Origin of the sequence: Pseudomonas sp. p1(2021b) (assembly GCF_020151015.1) — a bacterium.
Classification (GTDB): domain Bacteria; phylum Pseudomonadota; class Gammaproteobacteria; order Pseudomonadales; family Pseudomonadaceae; genus Aquipseudomonas; species Aquipseudomonas putida_K.
The window spans coordinates 683222-702676 of record NZ_CP083746.1 but is presented as its reverse complement, the minus strand read 5'-3'; the positions used below and the strand labels follow the sequence as shown (position 1 = coordinate 702676).

At 64.4% G+C, this 19455-nt stretch carries 18 protein-coding genes; 12 read left to right on the top strand and 6 right to left on the bottom strand.

Features of this window, described 5'->3' with window-relative positions:
- The first annotated feature begins 105 nt into the window (after positions 1–105).
- Complete coding sequence (locus K8374_RS03235) at positions 106–1668, top strand: AAA family ATPase (protein WP_224457906.1); 1563 nt, start codon at positions 106–108, stop codon at positions 1666–1668.
- Between the two features lie 215 nt (positions 1669–1883).
- Complete coding sequence (locus K8374_RS03230) at positions 1884–2162, top strand: TfoX/Sxy family protein (protein WP_224457905.1); 279 nt, start codon at positions 1884–1886, stop codon at positions 2160–2162.
- A 189-nt stretch (positions 2163–2351) separates the two neighbouring features.
- On the opposite strand, the gene K8374_RS03225 is transcribed toward K8374_RS03230, so the two are convergent.
- Genes K8374_RS03225 through K8374_RS03210 form a run of 4 tightly spaced genes read right to left on the bottom strand, consistent with a single transcriptional unit; the run spans position 2352 to position 5912 of the window.
- The gene (locus K8374_RS03225) at positions 2352–3230 is read right to left on the bottom strand and encodes a ChaN family lipoprotein (protein WP_224457904.1); all 879 of its coding nucleotides are present in this window, start codon (positions 3228–3230) and stop codon (positions 2352–2354) included.
- Positions 3231–3241: 11 nt separating this feature from the next.
- Positions 3242–4009 carry a heme ABC transporter ATP-binding protein gene (locus K8374_RS03220; protein ID WP_224457903.1) on the bottom strand — a complete coding sequence of 256 codons (768 nt, stop codon included), beginning with the start codon at positions 4007–4009 and terminating at the stop codon, positions 3242–3244.
- Complete coding sequence (locus K8374_RS03215) at positions 4009–4992, bottom strand: FecCD family ABC transporter permease (protein WP_224459260.1); 984 nt, start codon at positions 4990–4992, stop codon at positions 4009–4011. Before K8374_RS03215 ends, K8374_RS03220 begins: the two co-directional genes overlap by 1 nt.
- A 50-nt stretch (positions 4993–5042) precedes the next feature.
- Positions 5043–5912, bottom strand: coding sequence for a hemin ABC transporter substrate-binding protein (locus tag K8374_RS03210; protein ID WP_224457902.1), 870 nt, complete (start codon positions 5910–5912; stop codon positions 5043–5045).
- A gap of 151 nt (positions 5913–6063) precedes the next feature.
- Here K8374_RS03210 and K8374_RS03205 point away from each other — a divergent pair, with 151 nt between their 5' ends.
- Positions 6064–6381 carry a Rieske (2Fe-2S) protein gene (locus K8374_RS03205; protein WP_224457901.1) on the top strand — a complete coding sequence of 106 codons (318 nt, stop codon included), beginning with the start codon at positions 6064–6066 and terminating at the stop codon, positions 6379–6381.
- Here the strand turns inward: K8374_RS03205 and sfsA are convergent.
- Complete coding sequence (sfsA, locus tag K8374_RS03200; protein ID WP_224457900.1) at positions 6371–7084, bottom strand: DNA/RNA nuclease SfsA; 714 nt, start codon at positions 7082–7084, stop codon at positions 6371–6373. The genes K8374_RS03205 and sfsA overlap by 11 nt on opposite strands.
- Positions 7084–8256 carry a pyridoxal phosphate-dependent aminotransferase gene (locus tag K8374_RS03195; protein ID WP_084855458.1) on the bottom strand — a complete coding sequence of 391 codons (1173 nt, stop codon included), beginning with the start codon at positions 8254–8256 and terminating at the stop codon, positions 7084–7086. Before K8374_RS03195 ends, sfsA begins: the two co-directional genes overlap by 1 nt.
- A gap of 211 nt (positions 8257–8467) precedes the next feature.
- On the opposite strand from K8374_RS03195, the gene dksA reads away from it, so the two are divergent.
- The 9 genes from dksA (at position 8468) to panC (ending at position 19338) form a co-directional block, all read left to right on the top strand.
- Positions 8468–8914, top strand: coding sequence for an RNA polymerase-binding protein DksA (dksA, locus tag K8374_RS03190; RefSeq protein ID WP_084855459.1), 447 nt, complete (start codon positions 8468–8470; stop codon positions 8912–8914).
- Between the two features lie 62 nt (positions 8915–8976).
- A complete protein-coding gene (gene gluQRS, locus K8374_RS03185; protein ID WP_224457899.1) occupies positions 8977–9864 on the top strand; it encodes a tRNA glutamyl-Q(34) synthetase GluQRS in 888 nt (295 codons plus the stop codon).
- 255 nt (positions 9865–10119) lie between these two features.
- Complete coding sequence (locus K8374_RS03180) at positions 10120–10296, top strand: hypothetical protein (RefSeq protein ID WP_003250005.1); 177 nt, start codon at positions 10120–10122, stop codon at positions 10294–10296.
- On the top strand, positions 10280–13255 hold the full coding sequence (locus tag K8374_RS03175) for a sensor histidine kinase (protein ID WP_224457898.1): 2976 nt from the start codon (positions 10280–10282) through the stop codon (positions 13253–13255). Before K8374_RS03180 ends, K8374_RS03175 begins: the two co-directional genes overlap by 17 nt.
- 4 nt (positions 13256–13259) lie before the next feature.
- Positions 13260–14717, top strand: coding sequence for a sigma-54-dependent transcriptional regulator (locus K8374_RS03170; RefSeq protein WP_224457897.1), 1458 nt, complete (start codon positions 13260–13262; stop codon positions 14715–14717).
- Positions 14718–15555: 838 nt separating this feature from the next.
- The gene (locus K8374_RS03165) at positions 15556–16944 is read left to right on the top strand and encodes a polynucleotide adenylyltransferase PcnB (RefSeq protein ID WP_224457896.1); all 1389 of its coding nucleotides are present in this window, start codon (positions 15556–15558) and stop codon (positions 16942–16944) included.
- Between the two features lie 2 nt (positions 16945–16946).
- Entirely contained in the window at positions 16947–17426 is a 480-nt protein-coding gene (gene folK / locus K8374_RS03160) for a 2-amino-4-hydroxy-6-hydroxymethyldihydropteridine diphosphokinase (RefSeq protein ID WP_224457895.1), read from the top strand.
- Positions 17427–17677: 251 nt separating this feature from the next.
- Positions 17678–18478 carry a 3-methyl-2-oxobutanoate hydroxymethyltransferase gene (gene panB / locus K8374_RS03155; protein ID WP_224457894.1) on the top strand — a complete coding sequence of 267 codons (801 nt, stop codon included), beginning with the start codon at positions 17678–17680 and terminating at the stop codon, positions 18476–18478.
- On the top strand, positions 18475–19338 hold the full coding sequence (gene panC / locus K8374_RS03150; RefSeq protein ID WP_224457893.1) for a pantoate--beta-alanine ligase: 864 nt from the start codon (positions 18475–18477) through the stop codon (positions 19336–19338). Before panB ends, panC begins: the two co-directional genes overlap by 4 nt.
- The last annotated feature ends 117 nt before the right edge of the window (positions 19339–19455 follow it).

Sequence of the window (19455 nt, the reverse complement as noted above, 5' to 3'; positions counted from 1 at the left end):
ATTCCGAATAGTCGCTTCGTCCGCCTGGAACTCCAGCGGTTTGCAGGGACGGCACCATTGACCATAATGGCGCTTTCGAATTCCCTGCCTCCAGAAGGATTGCCCGTGAGCCAAGCCCTGATCAGCGCGCTGCAGAACCCCGCCCTCTATTCCCATCCGGTGGACGGGTTCCAGCTCATCGAGACGCATATCTCCTGGGTGCTGCTGACCGGCGAATATGCCTACAAGATCAAGAAGCCGATGAACTTCGGCTTCCTCGACTTCACCGGCCTGGACCAGCGCCGGCATTTCTGCAACGAAGAGCTGCGCCTGAACCAGCGCCTGACCGACGGCTTGTACCTGGAAGTCCTGCCGATCACCGGCAGCGCCGAGGCCCCGCAACTGGGCGGCGACGGCGAGCCGATCGAATATGCACTGAAGATGCGTCAGTTCCCCCAAGGGCAGATGCTCAATACCCTGCAGGCCAATGGCGAGCTGAACGCCGGCCACATCGACCAGATGGCCCGGCAGATCGCCGAGTTCCACCTGCAGGCGCCCAAGGTCGCGGTCGATCACCCTTTGGGGACACCGGAAAGCGTCATGGCCCCGGTGGAGCAGAACTTCGAGCAGATCCGCCCGTTCCTCACCGACAAGGCCGACCTGCAACAACTGGACAACCTGCAGGCCTGGGCCCGCAGCAGCTTCGAGCGGCTGCACGGCCTGCTCGAGTCGCGCAAGGTCAATGGCTTCATCCGTGAATGCCACGGCGACATCCACCTGGGCAATGCCACGCTGATCGATGGCAAGGTGGTGATCTTCGATTGCATCGAATTCAACGAGCCCTTCCGCCTGACCGATGTCTACGCCGACATCGCCTTCCTGGCCATGGACCTCGAGGACCGCGGCCTGAAGTGCCTGGCACGCCGCTTCATCAGCCAGTACCTGGAGCTGACCGGCGACTACGAAGGCCTGGAGTTGCTGAACTTCTACAAAGCGTACCGTGCCCTGGTACGCGCCAAGGTCGCCCTGTTCAGCATGCCGGCCGAAGCCGACGGCGTGCAGCGCGCCACCACCCTGCGCACCTACCGCAACTATGCCAACCTGGCCGAAAGCTACAGCGCTATTCCATCGCGCCTGCTGGCCATCACCCATGGCGTCTCGGCCGTGGGCAAGAGCCACGTGGCCATGCGCCTGGTCGAAGCCCTGGGCGCGGTTCGTGTACGTTCGGATGTCGAGCGCAAGCGCCTGTTCGGCGAGCAACAGCAACAAAGCGCAGGCCAACTGCAGGCCGGCATCTATGACCAGGACGCCAGCCGCGCCACGTATCAGCGCCTGCATGAGCTGGCGGCGATCATCCTGCGTGCAGGCTTCCCGGTGGTGCTCGATGCCACCTACCTCAAGCTGGCCCAGCGCCAGGCCGCGGCCCAGGTTGCCAACGAAACGGGCGTTCCGTTCCTGATCCTCGACTGCCAGGCGCCCGACGCCGTCATTGCCAGTTGGCTGACCCAGCGCCAGACCGAGGCTAACGACCCCTCCGATGCCACCCTGGAAGTGGTCAAGGCCCAACAGGCCAGCCGCGAACCGCTGAGCGCCGAAGAACTGCCCCACTGCAAGCGGGTGGACACTCAGGAAAGTGCCAGCATGGACCAGTTGATCGAGCAGATTCGCCAGCGCCTCCCGGGCATCTGAACGATTCAAGAAGGGCTGCTTTTGCAGCCCTTTTTTTGCACGCCATCGCGGCCGGATAAAGCCACTCTCACGGATGCCGCTGCCCGGCATTCAGGATGGCCCTCGTCGGGGGGCGATGGCAAAAGGCCGCGTATTTCCCAACCCCCGCTACACTCCTTTCTGACCTGCTCGCGATTTATTCCACAGACCTCGTTCAGCCATCGCCAGGAGGCCAGATGAACGATGAATTGCAGCATCTGAGAAATCTTGGCAAGACCTCCGCACAATGGCTTCATGCCGTCGGTATCCACAGTGCATCGGACCTGCGCCGCCTGGGCGCGGTGGGCGCCTATCAGGCCGTGAAGTCGCGAGGGTTCCGGGCCTCGAAGGTGTTGTTGTACTCCATCGAGGCAGCATTGCTGGACATGCACTGGAACGATTTGCCCGCCGAGCGCAAGCAGGCGCTCGACGATCAACTGGATGCCAAGACCCCTGCGCAAAAAAAACCAAAATAATCGGGTGGAGGGATTGACGACGAAATGAGAATCGTTATGATTAACGCAACTGGTCGCGAGACTGGTTGGATAAGCTGAAAGGTCCCTGGTTCGGACGCTCAGATTATCTCCTCATCAGGCTAATCACGGTTATTGACCCGGCAGTTTTGCCGGGTCTTTTTTTGCCCGGCATTCGGCAACGGCGGTATCTCATCGCCGCAACTGAGCGCAATAGTCCTGGGCAGGCAGTGCCGCCGTGTACCACACATAGTCCGCCATGCCGGGCTCGACTTTCTCTCCGACCTCCACCAGCAACAAGACCTTCGTCTCGCCCGGCGCCCTCAGGTCTGCCAAGTGCAGCGGCACGCCAAGGTCCTTGCGCGCATGGTAGCTGCCAGCGAACAGCAAGGCCGGGGCCGGCGCAGCCATCATCCGTTCCGCGATACGCCGGTCGCGCTGCTGCTGGACGGCAAGCATGGCTGGCAGTTGCTGCTCCGGCAGCAACCCACAATGGCCAGCACGGACTTGTTCGAGCAACGCAGCCTTCACCGCCGGAGCATTCGAGTGCTGCCCCTCCAACACCAGCGGGTTGCGATAGGCCTGGCGCATTTCATCTGGCGTCAGGTTGGCTGCCAGCAAAGGGATCTGCCGCTGCAGGGCCTCACGCACGATAGGCCCGTACAACCGCCAGTCCCATCCCTCTTGCCAGGCCAGGGCTTGGGGCAGCTTCTCGGGCGGTGTCGCCTGCCCTTGCAGTGCATCGACCAAAGGTTGCTGCACTGGCTGTAGCATTTCCAGCAACAGGCTGCCCTGCGCACGCCGGGTTTCCAGCGCACGCAGCAACCACAACTGCAAGGCGTGGTGGTCGGGATTGTCGTGCTTTTCGCCCACCAGCACCCGAGGAGCCCGCGCCAACTGCGCCACGAGCTGGTCAGGCGTGAGCCGTTGGCCATCAGCCAGGTTGCGGATCTCCCCTAGCTGCGCATCATTCCGCCCCTCTGAGCTCTGCCAGGCGGGCAACGGCGGCAGGCTGGCCTGGCAGCCGGTCAATACCAGGGCCAGCAAGCCGGACAACAACCCATTACGCATGACGGAACCTCCTAGCGGATGATGATCAGCGGATGCCCACGCTCCGGATGCGCCTGCACCAGCACATCGATGCCGAACACCGCCTTGAGCGCCGCGGGTGCAAGGACTTGTTGCGGCGTACCCAGGGCATGGCTGCGCCCCTGCTCCAGCAACAGGATACGGTCACAGTAGCGCGCCGCCAGGTTGAGATCATGCAGGATGACCAGGACCGCAGCCCCCTGGTCGGCGAATCGACGTACCGCCTGCAAGGTGGTGTGCTGGTGCAACGGGTCAAGCATCGAGGTGGGTTCGTCCAGCAATAACGTGCTGCCCGCCTCGCCTGGCCACAACTGCGCCAATACCCGGGCCAGGTGCACCCGCTGGCGCTCGCCGCCGGACAGCGCCAGGTAGTTGCGCTCCAGCAGGTGCCAGGCATCTGCCGCACGCAAGGCCGCCTCGACGATTTCCCGATCACGCTGGCGGCCGCTGGCATGAGGCAGCCGGCCGAGCCCGACCACCTCTTCGACGCCAAAAGCAAAACCCAGGCTGGAGACCTGTGGCAACACCGCCAGGCGACGAGCGCGCTCCTGGCCCGGCCAGTCTGCCAACGGGCGCCCCTGCAACCGCACCTGCCCCTGGCTGGGCACCAACTCGCCACACAAGGCGCCCAACAGGCTGCTCTTGCCGGCGCCATTGGGCCCTAGCACACCCAGGACCTGCCCGGGCCGCACCTGCAGGTCTATCCCGTGCAGCACATCATTGCTGCCACGCCGCAGGTGCAGGCCGTCGACTTGCAACATCAGGCGCGCCCTCGAATCAGCAGGAACAGGAAAAATGGCGCACCGATGAATGCGGTCACGATACCGATCGGCAGTTCTGCGGGTGCCAGCGCCAGGCGCGCCACCAGGTCGGCGAACAGCAACAGCGCCCCGCCGGCCAGCAAGGACGCCGGCAACAGCACCCGATGGTCCGGCCCGCAGAGCAGACGTACCAGGTGTGGCACCACCAGGCCGATGAAGCCGATCAGCCCGGCTGCAGCAACGGCGGCCCCCACTCCCAAGGCAGTACAGAACACCAGCTCGCGCTTGAGCGCTTCCACGTCGATACCCAGGTGCCGCGCCTCCGATTCTCCCAGCAGCAGGGCATTGAGCGCCTGGGCTCGGCGTGGCAACCACAACGAGACGGCCGTCGCCACTAGCAACAAAGGCCACAGGCGCTCGTAGCTGGCGCCGTTGAGGCTGCCCAGGTTCCAGAATGTCAATGTACGCAAGGTGGCATCGTCGGCCAGGTAGGTGAACAGCCCCACGGCCGAACCCGCCAACGCGGTCAGGGCGATGCCCGCCAACAGCATGGTGGCAACGTTGGTCTGGCCGTCGCGCCGCCCCAGGCGATAGACCAGCGCAGTGACGCCAAGGCCGCCAAGAAAAGCGCACGCCGACAACAGGTAAGGGGCGAACCACTCCGGGATCCCGCCCAACCAGCTGCCGCCGACGATCGCCACTGCCGCGCCCAGGGCCGCGCCACTGGCAACGCCGACAAGCCCGGGGTCGGCCAACGGGTTGCGGAACAACCCCTGCATCGCCACGCCCGACAGCGCCAGCACCGCACCCACCGCCAACCCCAGCAGGGTACGCGGCAGACGGATCTGGCCGAGAATCATCTCGGCCTGTTCCAGGCCATCGGCGGCCATGGGCAACCCCAACAGGCGCAGCCCGGCACGCAACGTATCGAACAGCGGCAGGCTCACCGGGCCCAACGCCAGCGACAACCAGGTCGCCAACAGGCACAGCAGGGTCAGGCCGATGAACAGGGCACGAGGCTGGACACGTTGTCTCATTGGGCGACCGGATAGAAGGCCTCGACCAGGCCGTTCAAGGTCGTTGGCAGGCGCGGGCCGAGGCCACCGACCAGCAAGGTCGGGTCCAGGGAAACCAGGCGTTTGTCACGCGCCGCACGGGAGGCCGCCAGAGCTGGGTTTTCCTTGAGCAGCGCCTGCATGGCCTGCTCCCCCTCCAGGGCGCGGTCGGAAAACACCACCACATCCGGGTCCAGGGCAGCGAGGGTCTCGACGGAGAAGTTCCTGTAGCCCTGGTGATCGGCCAGGTTGCGGGCACCGGCCTGGCGCAGCAGCCAGTCTCCCGACGTGCCCCGGCCTGCCATCAGGGGCTTGGCGCCGGCATGACCGACCAACAACAGGACTCCCGGAACCTTCCCGCTGGCCTGGGCCTGCTTGACCTTCGCCTGCACAGCTTCCAGTTGCTGGTGGTATTCGGCGCTCAGCTCGGCGGCCTTCTGCTCGGCACCGAGCAGCTTGCCCAGTTGCTCGAGGTTGCTGTCCACCACATCCAGTTCGGCTTTGCCGGAAAGCAGCTCGACCCGAACACCGGCCTTGCGGACTTGCGCCAGCACCGGCGGTGGTCCCATTTCCTCGGTACCGACCAGCACGTCAGGTCGCAGGCTGAGGATGCCTTCGGCAGACAGCGCGCGCTGGTAGCCGATGCTGGGCAGTGCCTTGAGCGATGCCGGGTGCTGGCTGGTGGTATCGACCCCAACCAACCGGGGCTCGCCCCCCAAGGCACTGATCCATTCACTCAACGCCCCGCCGGCACTGACCCAGCGCTTGGGCAGCTCGTCGCTCAGGGCCTGAGTGGAGAGAAAGACACCCACGCACAGGGCGATCAGGGCAGCAGGACGACGCATCATCGTATTCCTTTGCAGAGGGCGGGCCACACGCTTGTCGCAGGCGGCGGAACTGCGCACCATAGACAGCCGGACGCAGCGAATGCGGGCAATTTGATAATTATTCGCATTGAAGCGTCAAGCCATCCCTTTGTGACACGAGTCGTCTGCATCGATGCATTTTCTCTGCGCCTCAACCGACCTGGCCGAAGGTGCCAGCCGCGCTTTCAGCGTAGCTGGCGAGCACCTGTTCGGTGTGCGCCGCCAAGGCCGGGTCTACCTTTACCGCAATCGCTGCCCGCACCGCGGCATTCCCTTGAACTGGGATGCCGATGCCTTTCTCGACGACAGTGCCAGCCTGATCCATTGCGCCCACCATGGCGCATTGTTCCTGATCGAAAGTGGTGAATGCGTGGCCGGCCCTTGCAAGGGCGAGCAGCTGGATGCCCTGGGCTGCCTGGAAGACAGCCAGGGCATCTGGCTCAAGGCGTGAGCAATACCGGCAATGGCCGGTCGATGACGATCTGTTCGGCATCCAGCCGGGTACCGTAGGCCAACACTTCGACGCCATCTGCCACTGCAGCTCGCAAAGCCTGCGCGTAGGCCGCGTCGATCTCCTCGGCCGGGCGCACCGCCTCCACGCCGGTGAGGTTGACGCAGTACAGCTGCACCGCGCGAATACCTTGGCGCGCCAGCGCCGCCAGCTCGCGCAGATGCTTGGCGCCGCGCTGGGTCACCGCATCGGGAAAGGCGGCAATCGGTGTATCCGGGTAGCCCAGGGTAACGCTCTTGACCTCCACGTAGGCCGGCCCGTCCGGAAACTCCAGGCGAAAGTCCACCCGGCTGCCTTCCTCGCCATAGGCCACCTCGCGCTTGAGCGCGGTGAAGCCGGCCAGCTCGGCAATCTGCCCACCGCGCAGGGCCTCCTCCACCAAGGCATTGGCCCGACCGGTGTTGACGCAGGCCAGGCGTCCCTGGGGCGTCTCGCTGATTTCCCAGGTGCCCGGCAGCTTGCGCTTGGGGTCATTGGAGCGGCTGAACCAGACCTGCCCGCCCTCGCGCATGCAATTGAGCATGGACCCGGTATTCGGGCAATGGATGGTCAGTTGTTCGCCACTGGCCAGTTCGATATCGGCCAGGAAACGTTTGTAGCGGCGCAGCAGGCGCGCCTGTTCAAGTGCGGGAAAGAACAGCATCAGCCTTGCCAGCTCTTCAGGCCACGGGCGATGCGCTGCACCGCCTCCTCCAGGCGCGGCAGGCTTTGGGTATAGGCGAACCGTACGTGGTGGCCGGCCTGGTGGCGGCCGAAGTCCAGGCCGGGGGTGAAGGCCAGGTGCTCGGTTTCCAGGAAATGCCGGCAGAAGGCGAAGGCATCACCGCCGAAGGCGCTGATATCGGCGTACAAGTAGAAGGCGCCCTGGGGCTCCACGGCAATGCCGAAGCCCAGCTCGCGCAGGGCCGGCAGCAGGTAGTCGCGTCGCCGGGCGAACTCGGCCCGGCGTTCCTCGAGGATGGCCAGGGTCGCAGGCTCGAAACATGCCAGCGCGGCGTGCTGGGCCATGCTGGGCGCACTGATGTAGAGATTCTGAGCGAGTTTTTCCAGGTCGCCCACAGCACTGGGAGGCGCTACCAGCCAACCGAGCCGCCAGCCCGTCATGCCGAAATACTTGGAAAAACTGTTCAGGACAAACGCCTGGTCGTCCACTTCCAGCACGCTGGGCGCGTCCATCCCATAGGTCAGGCCGTGGTAGATCTCGTCTACCACCAGGTGGCCGTGGCGTTCACGGGTGGCCTTGGACAGGCTGGCCAGCTCGGCGCGGTCGAGGACCGTGCCAGTGGGGTTGGCCGGCGAGGCCACCAGCGCACCGACGGTGTCTTTGTCCCAGTAGCGCTCGACCAGGTCGGCGGTGAGCTGGTAATTGACCTCCGGCCCTACCGGCACCAGCTGCGCCCCACCTTCGACCAGCCGCAGGAAGTGCCGGTTGCAGGGGTAGCCAGGGTCGGCCAACAGCCAGTGCTTGCCCGGGTCGACCAGCAGGCTGCTGGCCAGCAGCAGTGCACCCGAGCCGCCCGGGGTGACGAGGATGCGCTCCGGGTCCACGCTCACGCCATAGCGCTGGGCATAGAAGCCGGCGATCGCCTCGCGCAGCGCCGGCAGACCACGCGCCGCGGTGTAGCGGGTGTGGCCTGCGGCCAATGCCGCCTGGCCTGCAGCCACGATGGGTTCCGCTGTGGTGAAGTCCGGCTCGCCGATCTCCAGGTGGATGACATCATGGCCGGCCGCCTGCAGCTCATTGGCGCGCGCCAGCAAGGCCATGACGTGGAAGGGTTCGATGGCGCGACTGCGCGCACTGTGTGGCTGAGCCATGGGCCTTCTCTCAATTGGGTCTAAACTGGTGATTCTACCTCTGCGCGGCATCGAACGTGCGGCTTGCGTCGCTGTCAACACCTAGGATCGGGCGGGGTAGCGCACCCCCGATCTATCTGGTAAGTTCGGCGGCTCGCAGTCGCAGGGCCGGCGGGTGCCGGAGATGGAGCAGCCTGCGCATTGGATCAGATGAGTAAGAGGCGGTCTATTCATGTCCACCGTAGAAAAGCAAAAAGCCGGTCAGACCATGTACGGTGTCGAACCCTACGTCGAAACCAAGGGTGAAGAGTACATGGGCGAGCCCATGAAGCAGCACTTCACCAAGCTCCTCAGCGCCTGGAAGCAGGAACTGATGACCAGCGTGGATCGCACCGTGGATCACATGAAGGACGAAGCGGCCAACTTCCCCGACCCGGCCGACCGCGCCAGCCAGGAAGAAGAATTCGCCCTGGAACTGCGTAACCGTGATCGCGAGCGCAAGCTGATCAAGAAGATCGACAAGACCCTCGACAAGATCAAGGAAGACGAATACGGCTGGTGCGATGCCTGTGGCGTCGAGATTGGCCTGCGTCGCCTGGAAGCCCGCCCGACCGCCGACCTGTGCTTCGACTGCAAGGAGCTGGCGGAGAAGAAGGAAAAGCAGGTCGGCAAGGCCTGACCTGATTCCCACCTGAACGGGGCGCTCGAGGCGCCCCGTTTCATTTATATAGCCTGTACCCCATGAACGACTCCCGCTACATCGGACGCTTCGCCCCTACGCCCAGTGGTTTTCTGCATTTCGGCTCCCTGGTCGCCGCCCTCGCCTCGTGGCTCGATGCCCGCGCGGTGGGCGGCCGTTGGTTGCTGCGCATGGAAGACACCGACCCACCACGGGAAATGCCCGGCGCCCGCGATGCCATCCTGCAGACCCTGGAGCGCTACGGCCTGGAGTGGGATGGCGAGGTGGTATTCCAGAGCCAGCGGCACGACGCCTATGCCGCCGTGGTCGACCGCCTGTTCGATATGGGCCTGGCCTATGCCTGCACCTGCTCGCGCAAGCAACTGGAGGGGTACAACGGCATCTACCCGGGCTTGTGCCGCAACGCCGGGCATGCCCGAGAGGGGGCCGCGATCCGCTTGCGGGTACCGGAGCTGATCTACCGCTTCACCGACCGGGTGCAAGGCGAATTCCAGCAACACCTGGGCCGCGAGGTGGGCGATTTCGTCATCCAGCGCCGCGACGGGTTGTATGCGTACCAGTTGGCGGTGGTGCTGGACGATGCCTGGCAGGGTGTCACCGACATCGTGCGCGGCGCCGACCTGCTCGACAACACCCCACGCCAACTGTACCTGCAGGAGCTGCTGGGCTTCTCGCAGCCGCGTTACCTGCACATTCCGCTGATCGTGCAGCCGGATGGGCACAAGCTGGGCAAGTCATACCGTTCGCCACCGCTCGAGGCCGACCAGGCAACGCCCTTGCTGCTGCGGGCCTTGCGTGCGCTGGGGCAGGACACGGAGCCTGCCATGGCGAGTGCTGGCCCCGCCGAGGTACTGGCTGTCGCCCGGCAACGCTGGCGGCCGGAGGCGATTGCACGGCAACTAAGCGTGCCTGAGGCTGATCTGCACTGATACAGCCGACACGATCGATGAGGAGCGGCCTCGTGCCGCGAAAGGCTGCAGAGCAGCCTCTGACGTCAAGGACCTGGGGCCGCTTCGCGCCCCATCGCGGCACAAGGCCGCTCCTACGGAGGGCGTGCCGGCTGAAAAACAAAAGGCCAATAAATTCAAACCCTTGGCGAACCCTATCGATTCCCGCTAGCATCGCTCCAGCCATTTGCGCCAATAATAAGTCCAAGCCCGCAGCGCCCAATCAACGAGGCCAGCATGTACATCTATCGTTTGGTCCTGCTTCTGGTCGTGGGGATCTACCTCTTCTCCCCAGCCATCATGGACTGGTGGATCGAGCCGACCGGTGCCTGGTACCGCCCCTACCTGCTCTGGCTGATCCTCATCGTCGTCACCTTCATTCTGCAGAGCCAACGAGATGCCGATGAGCTTTAGCCTGACCCAGATGATCCTGATCAGCGCCGCCTACCTGCTGGTGCTGTTCGGCGTGGCCTGGATCAGCGAGCGCGGGCTGATCCCGCGCTCGATCATCCGCCACCCGCTGACCTACACCCTGTCTTTGGGCGTCTACGCCAGTGCCTGGGCCTTCTATGGTTCGGTAGGCCTTGCCTATCAGTACGGCTATGGCTTCCTGGCCTGCTACCTGGGGGTGTCCGGCGCCTTCCTGCTGGCCCCGGTGCTGCTCTACCCGATCCTGAAGATCACGCGCACCTACCAGCTCTCGTCACTGGCCGACCTGCTGGCGTTTCGCTTTCGCAGCACCTGGGCCGGCGCGCTGACCACCATCTTCATGCTGATCGGCGTGCTGCCGTTGCTGGCCTTGCAGATCCAGGCGGTCGCCGACTCGATCAGCATTCTCACCGGTGAGCCAGTCAAGGCACGGGTGGCCTTTGCCTTCTGCGCGCTGATCATTCTGTTCACTATCTTCTTCGGCTCGCGCCACATCGCCACCCGCGAGAAGCATGAAGGCCTGGTATTTGCCATTGCTTTCGAATCGGTGATCAAGCTCCTGGCCCTGGGCGGCATCGGCCTGTACGCGCTGTATGGGGTATTCGGCGGCCCGCACCAGCTGGAGGTCTGGCTGTTGCAGAACCAGACCGCCCTGGCCGCACTGCACACCCCGCTGCAGGAAGGCCCCTGGCGGACCCTGCTGCTGGTGTTCTTCGCCTCGGCGATCGTCATGCCGCACATGTATCACATGGCCTTCACCGAGAACCTCAATCCACGCTCGCTGGTCAGCGCCAGCTGGGGCCTGCCGCTGTTCCTGCTGCTGATGAGCCTGGCCGTGCCGCTGGTACTCTGGGCAGGGCTGCGCCTGGGCGCGAGCACCAACCCCGAGTACTTCACCCTGGGCCTGGGCATCGCCGCCGACAACCCAGCGCTGGCGCTGCTCGCCTACGTGGGCGGGTTGTCGGCCGCCAGTGGCCTGATCATCGTCACCACCCTGGCGCTGTCGGGCATGGCACTGAACCACCTGGTGCTGCCGCTCTACCAGCCACCGGCCGAAGGCAACATCTACCGCTGGCTGAAGTGGACCCGTCGGGCCCTGATCGTGGCCATCATCACCGCCGGCTTCGTGTTCTACCTGACCCAGAACAACCATCAGAGCCTGGCCAACCTAGGCATCGTCGCCTTCGTCGCCACCTTGCAGTTCTTGCCTGGCGTGCTGTCGGTGCTGTACTGGCCGACCGCCAACCGGCGCGGCTTCATCGCCGGCCTGATGGCCGGTATCGCGGTGTGGATGGTGACCATGCTGCTGCCGCTGCTGGGCAACCTGCAGGGCTTCTATATTCCCTTGCTGGACATGATCTATGTGCTGGACGACACCAGCTGGCACATGGCTGCCATCGGTTCGCTGGCAGCGAACGTGCTGCTGTTCACCCTGATCTCGCTGTTCACCAACGCCAGCAGCGAAGAGGTCAGCGCCGCCGAGGCCTGCGCCGTCGACAACGTCCGCCGCCCGCAGCGTCGGGAGCTGCATGCCGCCTCGCCCCAGGAGTTCGCCACCCAGCTGGCCAAACCGCTGGGCGCCAAGGCTGCGCAGAAGGAGGTGGAGCAGGCCCTGCGCGACCTCTACCTGCCCTTCGACGAACGCCGGCCCTACGCCCTGCGGCGCCTGCGCGACCGTATCGAGGCCAACCTGTCCGGCCTGATGGGGCCAAGCGTGGCCCAGGACATGGTCGAGACCTTCCTCCCGTACAAGTCGGGCAACGAGAACTACGTCACCGAAGACATCCACTTCATCGAGAGCCGCCTGGAAGACTACCACTCGCGCCTGACCGGCCTTGCCGCCGAGCTCGACGCCCTGCGTCGCTACCACCGCCAGACCCTGCAGGAGCTGCCGATGGGCGTCTGCTCCCTGGCCAAGGATCAGGAGATCCTGATGTGGAACAAGGCCATGGAGGAATTGACCGGTGTTGCCGCCAAGCATGTGGTCGGCTCGCGCCTGGTCACCGTCTCCGAGCCCTGGCGTGGGCTGCTGCAGAACTTCATCAATGTCCCGGACGAACATTTGCACAAGCAGCGCCTGGCCCTGGACGGCCAGACCCGCTGGCTGAACCTGCACAAAGCCGCCATCGCCGAGCCACTGGCGCCGGGCAACAGCGGCCTGGTGCTGCTGGTCGAGGACCTCACCGAGACCCAGGCCCTGGAAGAAAAGCTGGTGCATTCCGAGCGCCTGGCGAGCATCGGCCGCCTGGCCGCGGGCGTGGCCCACGAGATCGGCAACCCCATCACCGGCATCGCCTGCCTGGCGCAGAACCTGCGTGAAGAACGTGACGGCGACGGCGAGATCATCGAGCTGTCCAGCCAGATCATCGAGCAGACCAAGCGCGTCTCGCGCATCGTGCAGTCGCTGATGAGCTTCGCCCATGCCGGCGGCAGCCACCAGAACAGCGAGGAGCCGGTATGCCTGGCCGAGGTGGCGCAGGATGCCATTGGTCTGCTGGCGTTGAACCGGCGCAATTTCGAAGTACAGTTCTTCAACCTTTGCGACCCGGACCACTGGGTCGAAGGTGACCCGCAACGCCTGGCCCAGGTGTTGATCAACCTGCTTTCCAACGCCCGCGACGCGTCCCCACCCGGCAGTGCCGTGCGTGTGCGCAGCGAGGTCAACGAGCACACCGTCGACCTGGTCGTCGAGGATGAAGGCAGCGGGATCCCGAAAAACATCATGGACCGTCTGTTCGAACCCTTCTTCACCACCAAGGACCCGGGCGAAGGCACCGGACTTGGGCTTGCTCTGGTCTATTCCATCGTGGAAGAGCATTATGGGCAAATCACCATCGACAGCCCCGCCGATATCGAACGGCAGCGTGGCACCCGGATCCGCGTGACCCTGCCCCGGCATGTCGTAGCGACGTCCCCTGAAATTCGAGACCGTCGAGAGAATTGAATCAATGCCGCACATTCTGATCGTCGAAGACGAAACCATCATCCGCTCGGCCTTGCGTCGACTGCTCGAGCGGAACCAGTACCAGGTCAGCGAAGCCGGCTCGGTGCAGGAAGCCCAGGAACGCTTCAGCATTGCCACCTTCGACCTGATCGTCAGCGACTTGCGCCTGCCCGGCGCCCCGGGCACCGAGCTGATCAAGCTCGGCCAGGGCACGCCGGTGCTGATCATGACCAGCTACGCCAGCCTGCGTTCGGCGGTCGACTCCATGAAGATGGGCGCGGTGGACTACATCGCCAAGCCTTTCGACCATGACGAGATGCTCCAGGCCGTGGCGCGCATCCTGCGCGACCGGCAAAACGCCCCGGCACCTGCCGCGGCCGTCGGCGGTACCGAACCGCGGGCCAACGGCAAGCCCGTCGCTTCCGACAAGGGCAGCCCTGCCCCCGCGACCGGCGAGATCGGCATCATCGGCTCGTGCCCGCCCATGCAGGACATGTTCAGCAAGATCCGCAAGGTCGCGCCCACCGACTCCAATGTGCTGATCCAGGGCGAGTCCGGTACCGGCAAGGAGCTGGTCGCCCGTGCCCTGCACAACCTGTCGCGTCGGGCCAAGGCACCGATGATCTCGGTGAACTGCGCGGCCATTCCGGAAACCCTGATCGAGTCGGAACTGTTCGGCCACGAGAAGGGCGCCTTCACCGGCGCCAGTGCTGGCCGTGCGGGCCTTGTCGAAGCGGCCGACGGAGGTACCCTGTTCCTCGACGAAATCGGCGAATTGCCGCTGGAAGCCCAGGCCCGCCTGCTGCGCGTGTTGCAGGAGGGCGAGATCCGCCGGGTCGGCTCGGTGCAGTCGCAGAAGGTCGACGTGCGCTTGATCGCCGCGACCCACCGGGACCTGAAGAACCTGGCCAAGGCCGGCCAGTTCCGCGAAGACCTTTATTACCGCCTGCATGTCATCGCGCTGAAGCTTCCGGCCCTGCGCGAACGCGGCAGCGACGTCAATGAAATCGCCGACGCCTTCCTGGCCCGGCAGAGCGCACGTATCGGTCGTGACGACCTGCACTTCTCCACCGAGGCCGAGCAAGCCATCCGCCATTACAGTTGGCCGGGTAACGTGCGCGAGCTGGAAAACGCCGTGGAGCGCGCGGTGATTCTCAGCGAGAGCTCGGAAATTTCCGCAGATCTGCTGGGCATCGACATCGAGCTGAGCGGCCTGGAGGACGAAGAAGCCTTCGATCTCGCGCCAGCCGCCCCGGGCGCCAACGCCAACAATGCGAGCCATGAGCCGACCGAGGACCTCTCCCTGGAGGACTACTTCCAGCACTTCGTCCTCGAGCACCAGGACCACATGACCGAGACCGAACTGGCCCGCAAGCTCGGCGTCAGCCGCAAATGCCTGTGGGAGCGCCGCCAGCGCCTGGGCATTCCACGGCGCAAGAGCAACGCCACCAGCGATAACTGATCCTTCCTGGGCGGGAACACAGCTTCCCGCCTCTTTCTCTGCTCGTTCTCGATACCGCAATCGCGGGACAAGCCCGCTCCCACAAGGATTGTTGTGCCCGACGGCCCCTGTGGGAGCGGGCTTGTCCCGCGATTGGGCCGGCCCTGCTATCGCATGGCATAGGCAAGGGCCCCCTCACTGCGCCGAAATCTGTTACCCAGCCTGCCCAGCCGTAACATCCACCGAGGCGTACGGTAACGAAATTTCCACATTTCCTGCCTTCCGGATCCTGCGCAAACCTCTCAACCCCCTGATTTTGCTGGATTTCTAAAAGTTGGCACGGCACCTGCTATATCTTTGGTACAAGAACAATAACAAGCACTGCAATCCAGAATAAGAACAAGACGAAACGGCTCACGCACAATAAAAACAAGACGGCGGAGGCGCAGCTAACTGATTCTTTTGGAGAGGAGTTGTGTTTGGGGCTTGCCCCACAACCAGGCAGAGAACAACAAAAACTGCACTAAAAAGCAGCGCCTGAACTGGTTGGATCGATCGATCAGCATAACATCAGCGACCAAAGCAATCCGTTTGCTCTTCACCCCCGGGTTGGGGGTCGTCCACAAGCTTCGAGATTTGTGGGCAGGGCATTCAACAAAAACAAGAAGCCCGGCAGAAAAACAATAAGAGCACGCAACGACTTTCCTGGGGAGCTTCGGCTCCCCATGTCGTTTCTCCCCCCCGCAGCGACACCCGGGTGTACCGCCTACACCATTCCCAGAGTAAATGCTAGAATCCCCGCCCATCATGCGGCCATTCTCCTATTCTTGGCCGAACATTCCTTCAAACAGTGCATCCCATGCTGAAGAAGCTGTTCCAGTCGTTCCGCCCTCCCCTTCGTGGTCAACACCACAGGCGCACCACGCCTGAAGTGATCAACAAGAGCCAGCACTCGCTGCAGCGCAGCCAGTTCAGCCGCCACGCGGTGAGTATCGTCGAGCGCCTGCAGGGCGCCGGCTACCAGGCCTATCTGGTCGGTGGCTGCGTGCGCGACCTGCTTTTGGGTATCACCCCCAAGGACTTCGATGTCGCCACCAGCGCCACTCCTGAACAAGTGCGCGCCGAGTTCCGCAATGCTCGGATCATCGGCCGGCGCTTCAAGCTGGTCCATGTGCACTTCGGCCGCGAGATCATCGAAGTCGCGACCTTCCGTGCCCACCATTCCGAAGAAGACCAAGGCGATAGCCACCGTTCGTCGCACAACGCCAGTGGGCGCATCCTGCGCGACAACGTATACGGCACGCTGGAGGACGACGCACAGCGTCGTGACTTCACCATCAATGCCCTGTACTACGACCCGGTCAGCGAGCGCATCCTCGACTACGCCAATGGCGTGCATGACATTCGCAACCGCCTGCTGCGCCTGATCGGCGACCCGACCCAGCGCTATCAGGAAGACCCTGTGCGCATGCTGCGGGCCGTGCGTTTCGCCGCCAAGCTCGACTTCGGCATCGAAAAGCACACCGTGCAGCCGATTCGCGAACTGGCACCGCTGTTGCGCGAAATTCCGCCCGCGCGCCTGTTCGAAGAAAGCCTCAAGCTGTTCCTCTCTGGCCAGGGCGCCATCACCTTCGAAATGCTGGTCGACCTGCAACTGTTCGACCCACTGTTCCCAGCCAGCGCCCACGCGCTGGAAGAACGCCCGACCTACACCCATACCCTGATCAGCCAGGCCCTGGCCAACACCGACCTGCGCGTCAAGCAGGGCAAGCCGGTAACGCCGGCGTTCCTGTTCGCCGCCCTGCTCTGGCCGGCACTGCCCGGTCGCGTCCTGTACCTGCAAAGCCAGGGAGTACCGCCGATTCCGGCCATGAACGGCGCAGCCCACGACCTGATCGCCGAGCAATGCCAGCGCATCGCCATTCCCAAGCGCTTCACCCTGCCGATCCGCGAAATCTGGGACATGCAGGAACGCCTGCCACGCCGCAGCGGCAAGCGTGCCGACGTGATGCTCGACAACCCGCGCTTCCGCGCCGGCTACGACTTCCTGCTGTTGCGCGAAAGCGCCGGCGAGGAAACCGATGAGCTGGGCCAATGGTGGACCGACTACCAGGACGCCAACGACAGCGAGCGGCGCGAAATGATCCGTGAGCTGGGCAGCCGCGACGACGCCTCCGGCGCCGCCCCACGCAAGCGCAAGCGCAGTGGCAGCAAACGCAAGCGCAGTAATGACGAGGCCTGGGACTGAACATGACGGTGCGCGTCTATATCGGCCTGGGCAGCAACCTCGACGCTCCCACCGAACAGCTGCGCAGCGCCCTGCAGGCGCTGGACCAGATCGCCGACACCCGCCTGGCCGCAGCCTCGGCGCTATATACCAGCGATTCGCTGCTGCCCGGCCAGCCGCGCTACACCAACGCAGTAGCGGCTCTGGACACCAGCCTCGCGCCGCTGGACCTGCTCGATGCCCTGCAAGGCATCGAGAACGACCAGGGCCGGGTACGCAAGGAGCGCTGGGGCCCGCGCACCCTCGACCTGGACATCTTGTTGTTCGGCGAAGAAGTGATCGACGTGCCGCGCCTGAAAGTGCCGCACTATCACATGCAAGCCCGCCCGTTCGTGCTCTACCCGTTGGCCGAACTGGTGCCCGCCGACTTTCGCCTTGCCGACGGCCGCAGCCTGGCGCAGCTGCTCGAAGCCTGCCCCTTCGTGGGCCTGGAACGCCTGTAAATCGGGCGTTCCGGCCATCGGTAACGCCAGTAACACCCTGATCGTAACAATGCGGTAACAGGGTGATTGACTTCCCCCCCCTCGCTCACGACTATAGGCGTCCCGTGGCACCAAAGTGCCGCCTCATTGACCGATTTAGGCTCGGACGGACCTGTGCCCAAACATCACGCGCGATGATGTGCCGCTCCGAAAGATGATTACACGCGTTGTACGCAGTCGTTTTTCACAGCGCCTGAACGAGGATTTCCTACATGCCTGAAGTAACCCTGACCACGCTGCACGGCCTCAAGGCCAAGGGTGAGAAAATCGCCATGCTGACTTGCTACGACGCGACCTTCGCCAAGGCCGCCAGCGAGGCCGGTGTGGAAATACTGTTGGTGGGTGACTCCCTGGGCATGGTCCTGCAGGGCCATGACAGCACCCTGCCGGTGACGACCGCCGAGATGGCCTACCACACCGCCTGTGTGAAGCGCGGCAACAGCGGGGCGCTGATCCTCGCCGACCTGCCCTTCATGGCCCACGCCACACCCGAACAGGCGTTCGCCAACTGCGCCACCCTGATGCAAGCCGGCGCCCACATGATCAAGCTCGAGGGTGCCGCCTGGCTGGCCGAAACCATCCGCCTGCTGGCCGAGCGCGGCGTGCCTGTGTGCGCGCATATGGGCCTGACGCCACAGTCGGTCAATGTCCTGGGCGGCTACAAGGTTCAGGGCCGCCAGGAAGCCCAGGCGCGGCAGATGCGCGCCGACGCCATCGCCCTGGAACAGGCCGGCGCGGCCATGCTCCTGCTCGAATGCGTACCCAGCGAGCTGGCGGCGGAAATCACCCAGGCCGTGAGCATTCCGGTCATCGGCATTGGCGCCGGCAGCGCCACCGACGGGCAAGTGCTGGTATTGCACGACATGCTCGGCCTTTCCCTGAGCGGCCGCGTACCGAAGTTCGTGAAGAACTTCATGACCGGCCAGCCGGACATCCACAGCGCCCTTGCCGCCTATGTCGGGGCAGTCAAGGACGTCAGCTTCCCAGGCAGCGAACACGGGTTCAGCGCATGAATACAGTCAAGACCGTCCGAGAACTGCGCGCCGCCGTGGCGCGCGCCCGCGACGAAGGCAAGCGGATCGGCTTCGTGCCGACCATGGGCAACCTGCACAGCGGCCATGCCGCGCTGGTGACCAAGGCGGCCCAACGCGCCGACTTCGTGGTCGCCAGCATCTTCGTCAACCCGCTGCAGTTCGGCGCCGGCGAAGACCTGGACAAGTACCCGCGCACCCTGGCAGCCGATCAGGAACGCCTGCTCCAGGCCGGCTGCCACCTGCTGTTCGCCCCGGGCGTGGAAGAGATGTACCCCGACGGCATGGCGGTACAGACCCGTGTCAGCGTGCCGCAACTGTCCGAAGGCCTGTGCGGCGCCAGCCGGCCTGGCCATTTCGAAGGCGTGGCCACGGTGGTCAGCAAGTTGTTCAACATGGTCCAACCGGACCTTGCCGTGTTCGGCGAGAAGGACTACCAGCAACTGGCGGTGATCCGCGCCATGGTGCGTGACCTGAACATGCCGATCCAGATCATCGGCGAGCCTACCGTACGTGCCGAAGACGGCCTGGCACTGTCATCGCGCAACGGTTACCTGAGCCCGGAGCAACGTGCCGCCGCGCCTGCGCTGTACCGTACCTTGAGCGCCATGGCCGAAGCCATCCGCCGGGGCCAGCGTGATTTCCCCGCGTTGATCGCCGATGGCCAAGCTCAGCTGGTGGCTGCCGGGTTCCGCCCGGATTACCTGGAAGTGCGCCATGCCCTGACGTTGCGCCCGGCAATGGTCGATGACCGTGATGTGGTGGTGCTGGCCGCCGCGTACATGGGCACGACACGGTTGATCGACAACCTGTACGTGCATCTGGACGAAAAGACCGCATAACGCCCGACATCATGTGGGAGCGGGCTTGCCCCGCGATTCGGCCCGGCCCGATATCACCGCCGCTCCCACAAGAGATCGCGCCGCGGCCTTGTATCGCGAAAGGCGCACACAGCGCCT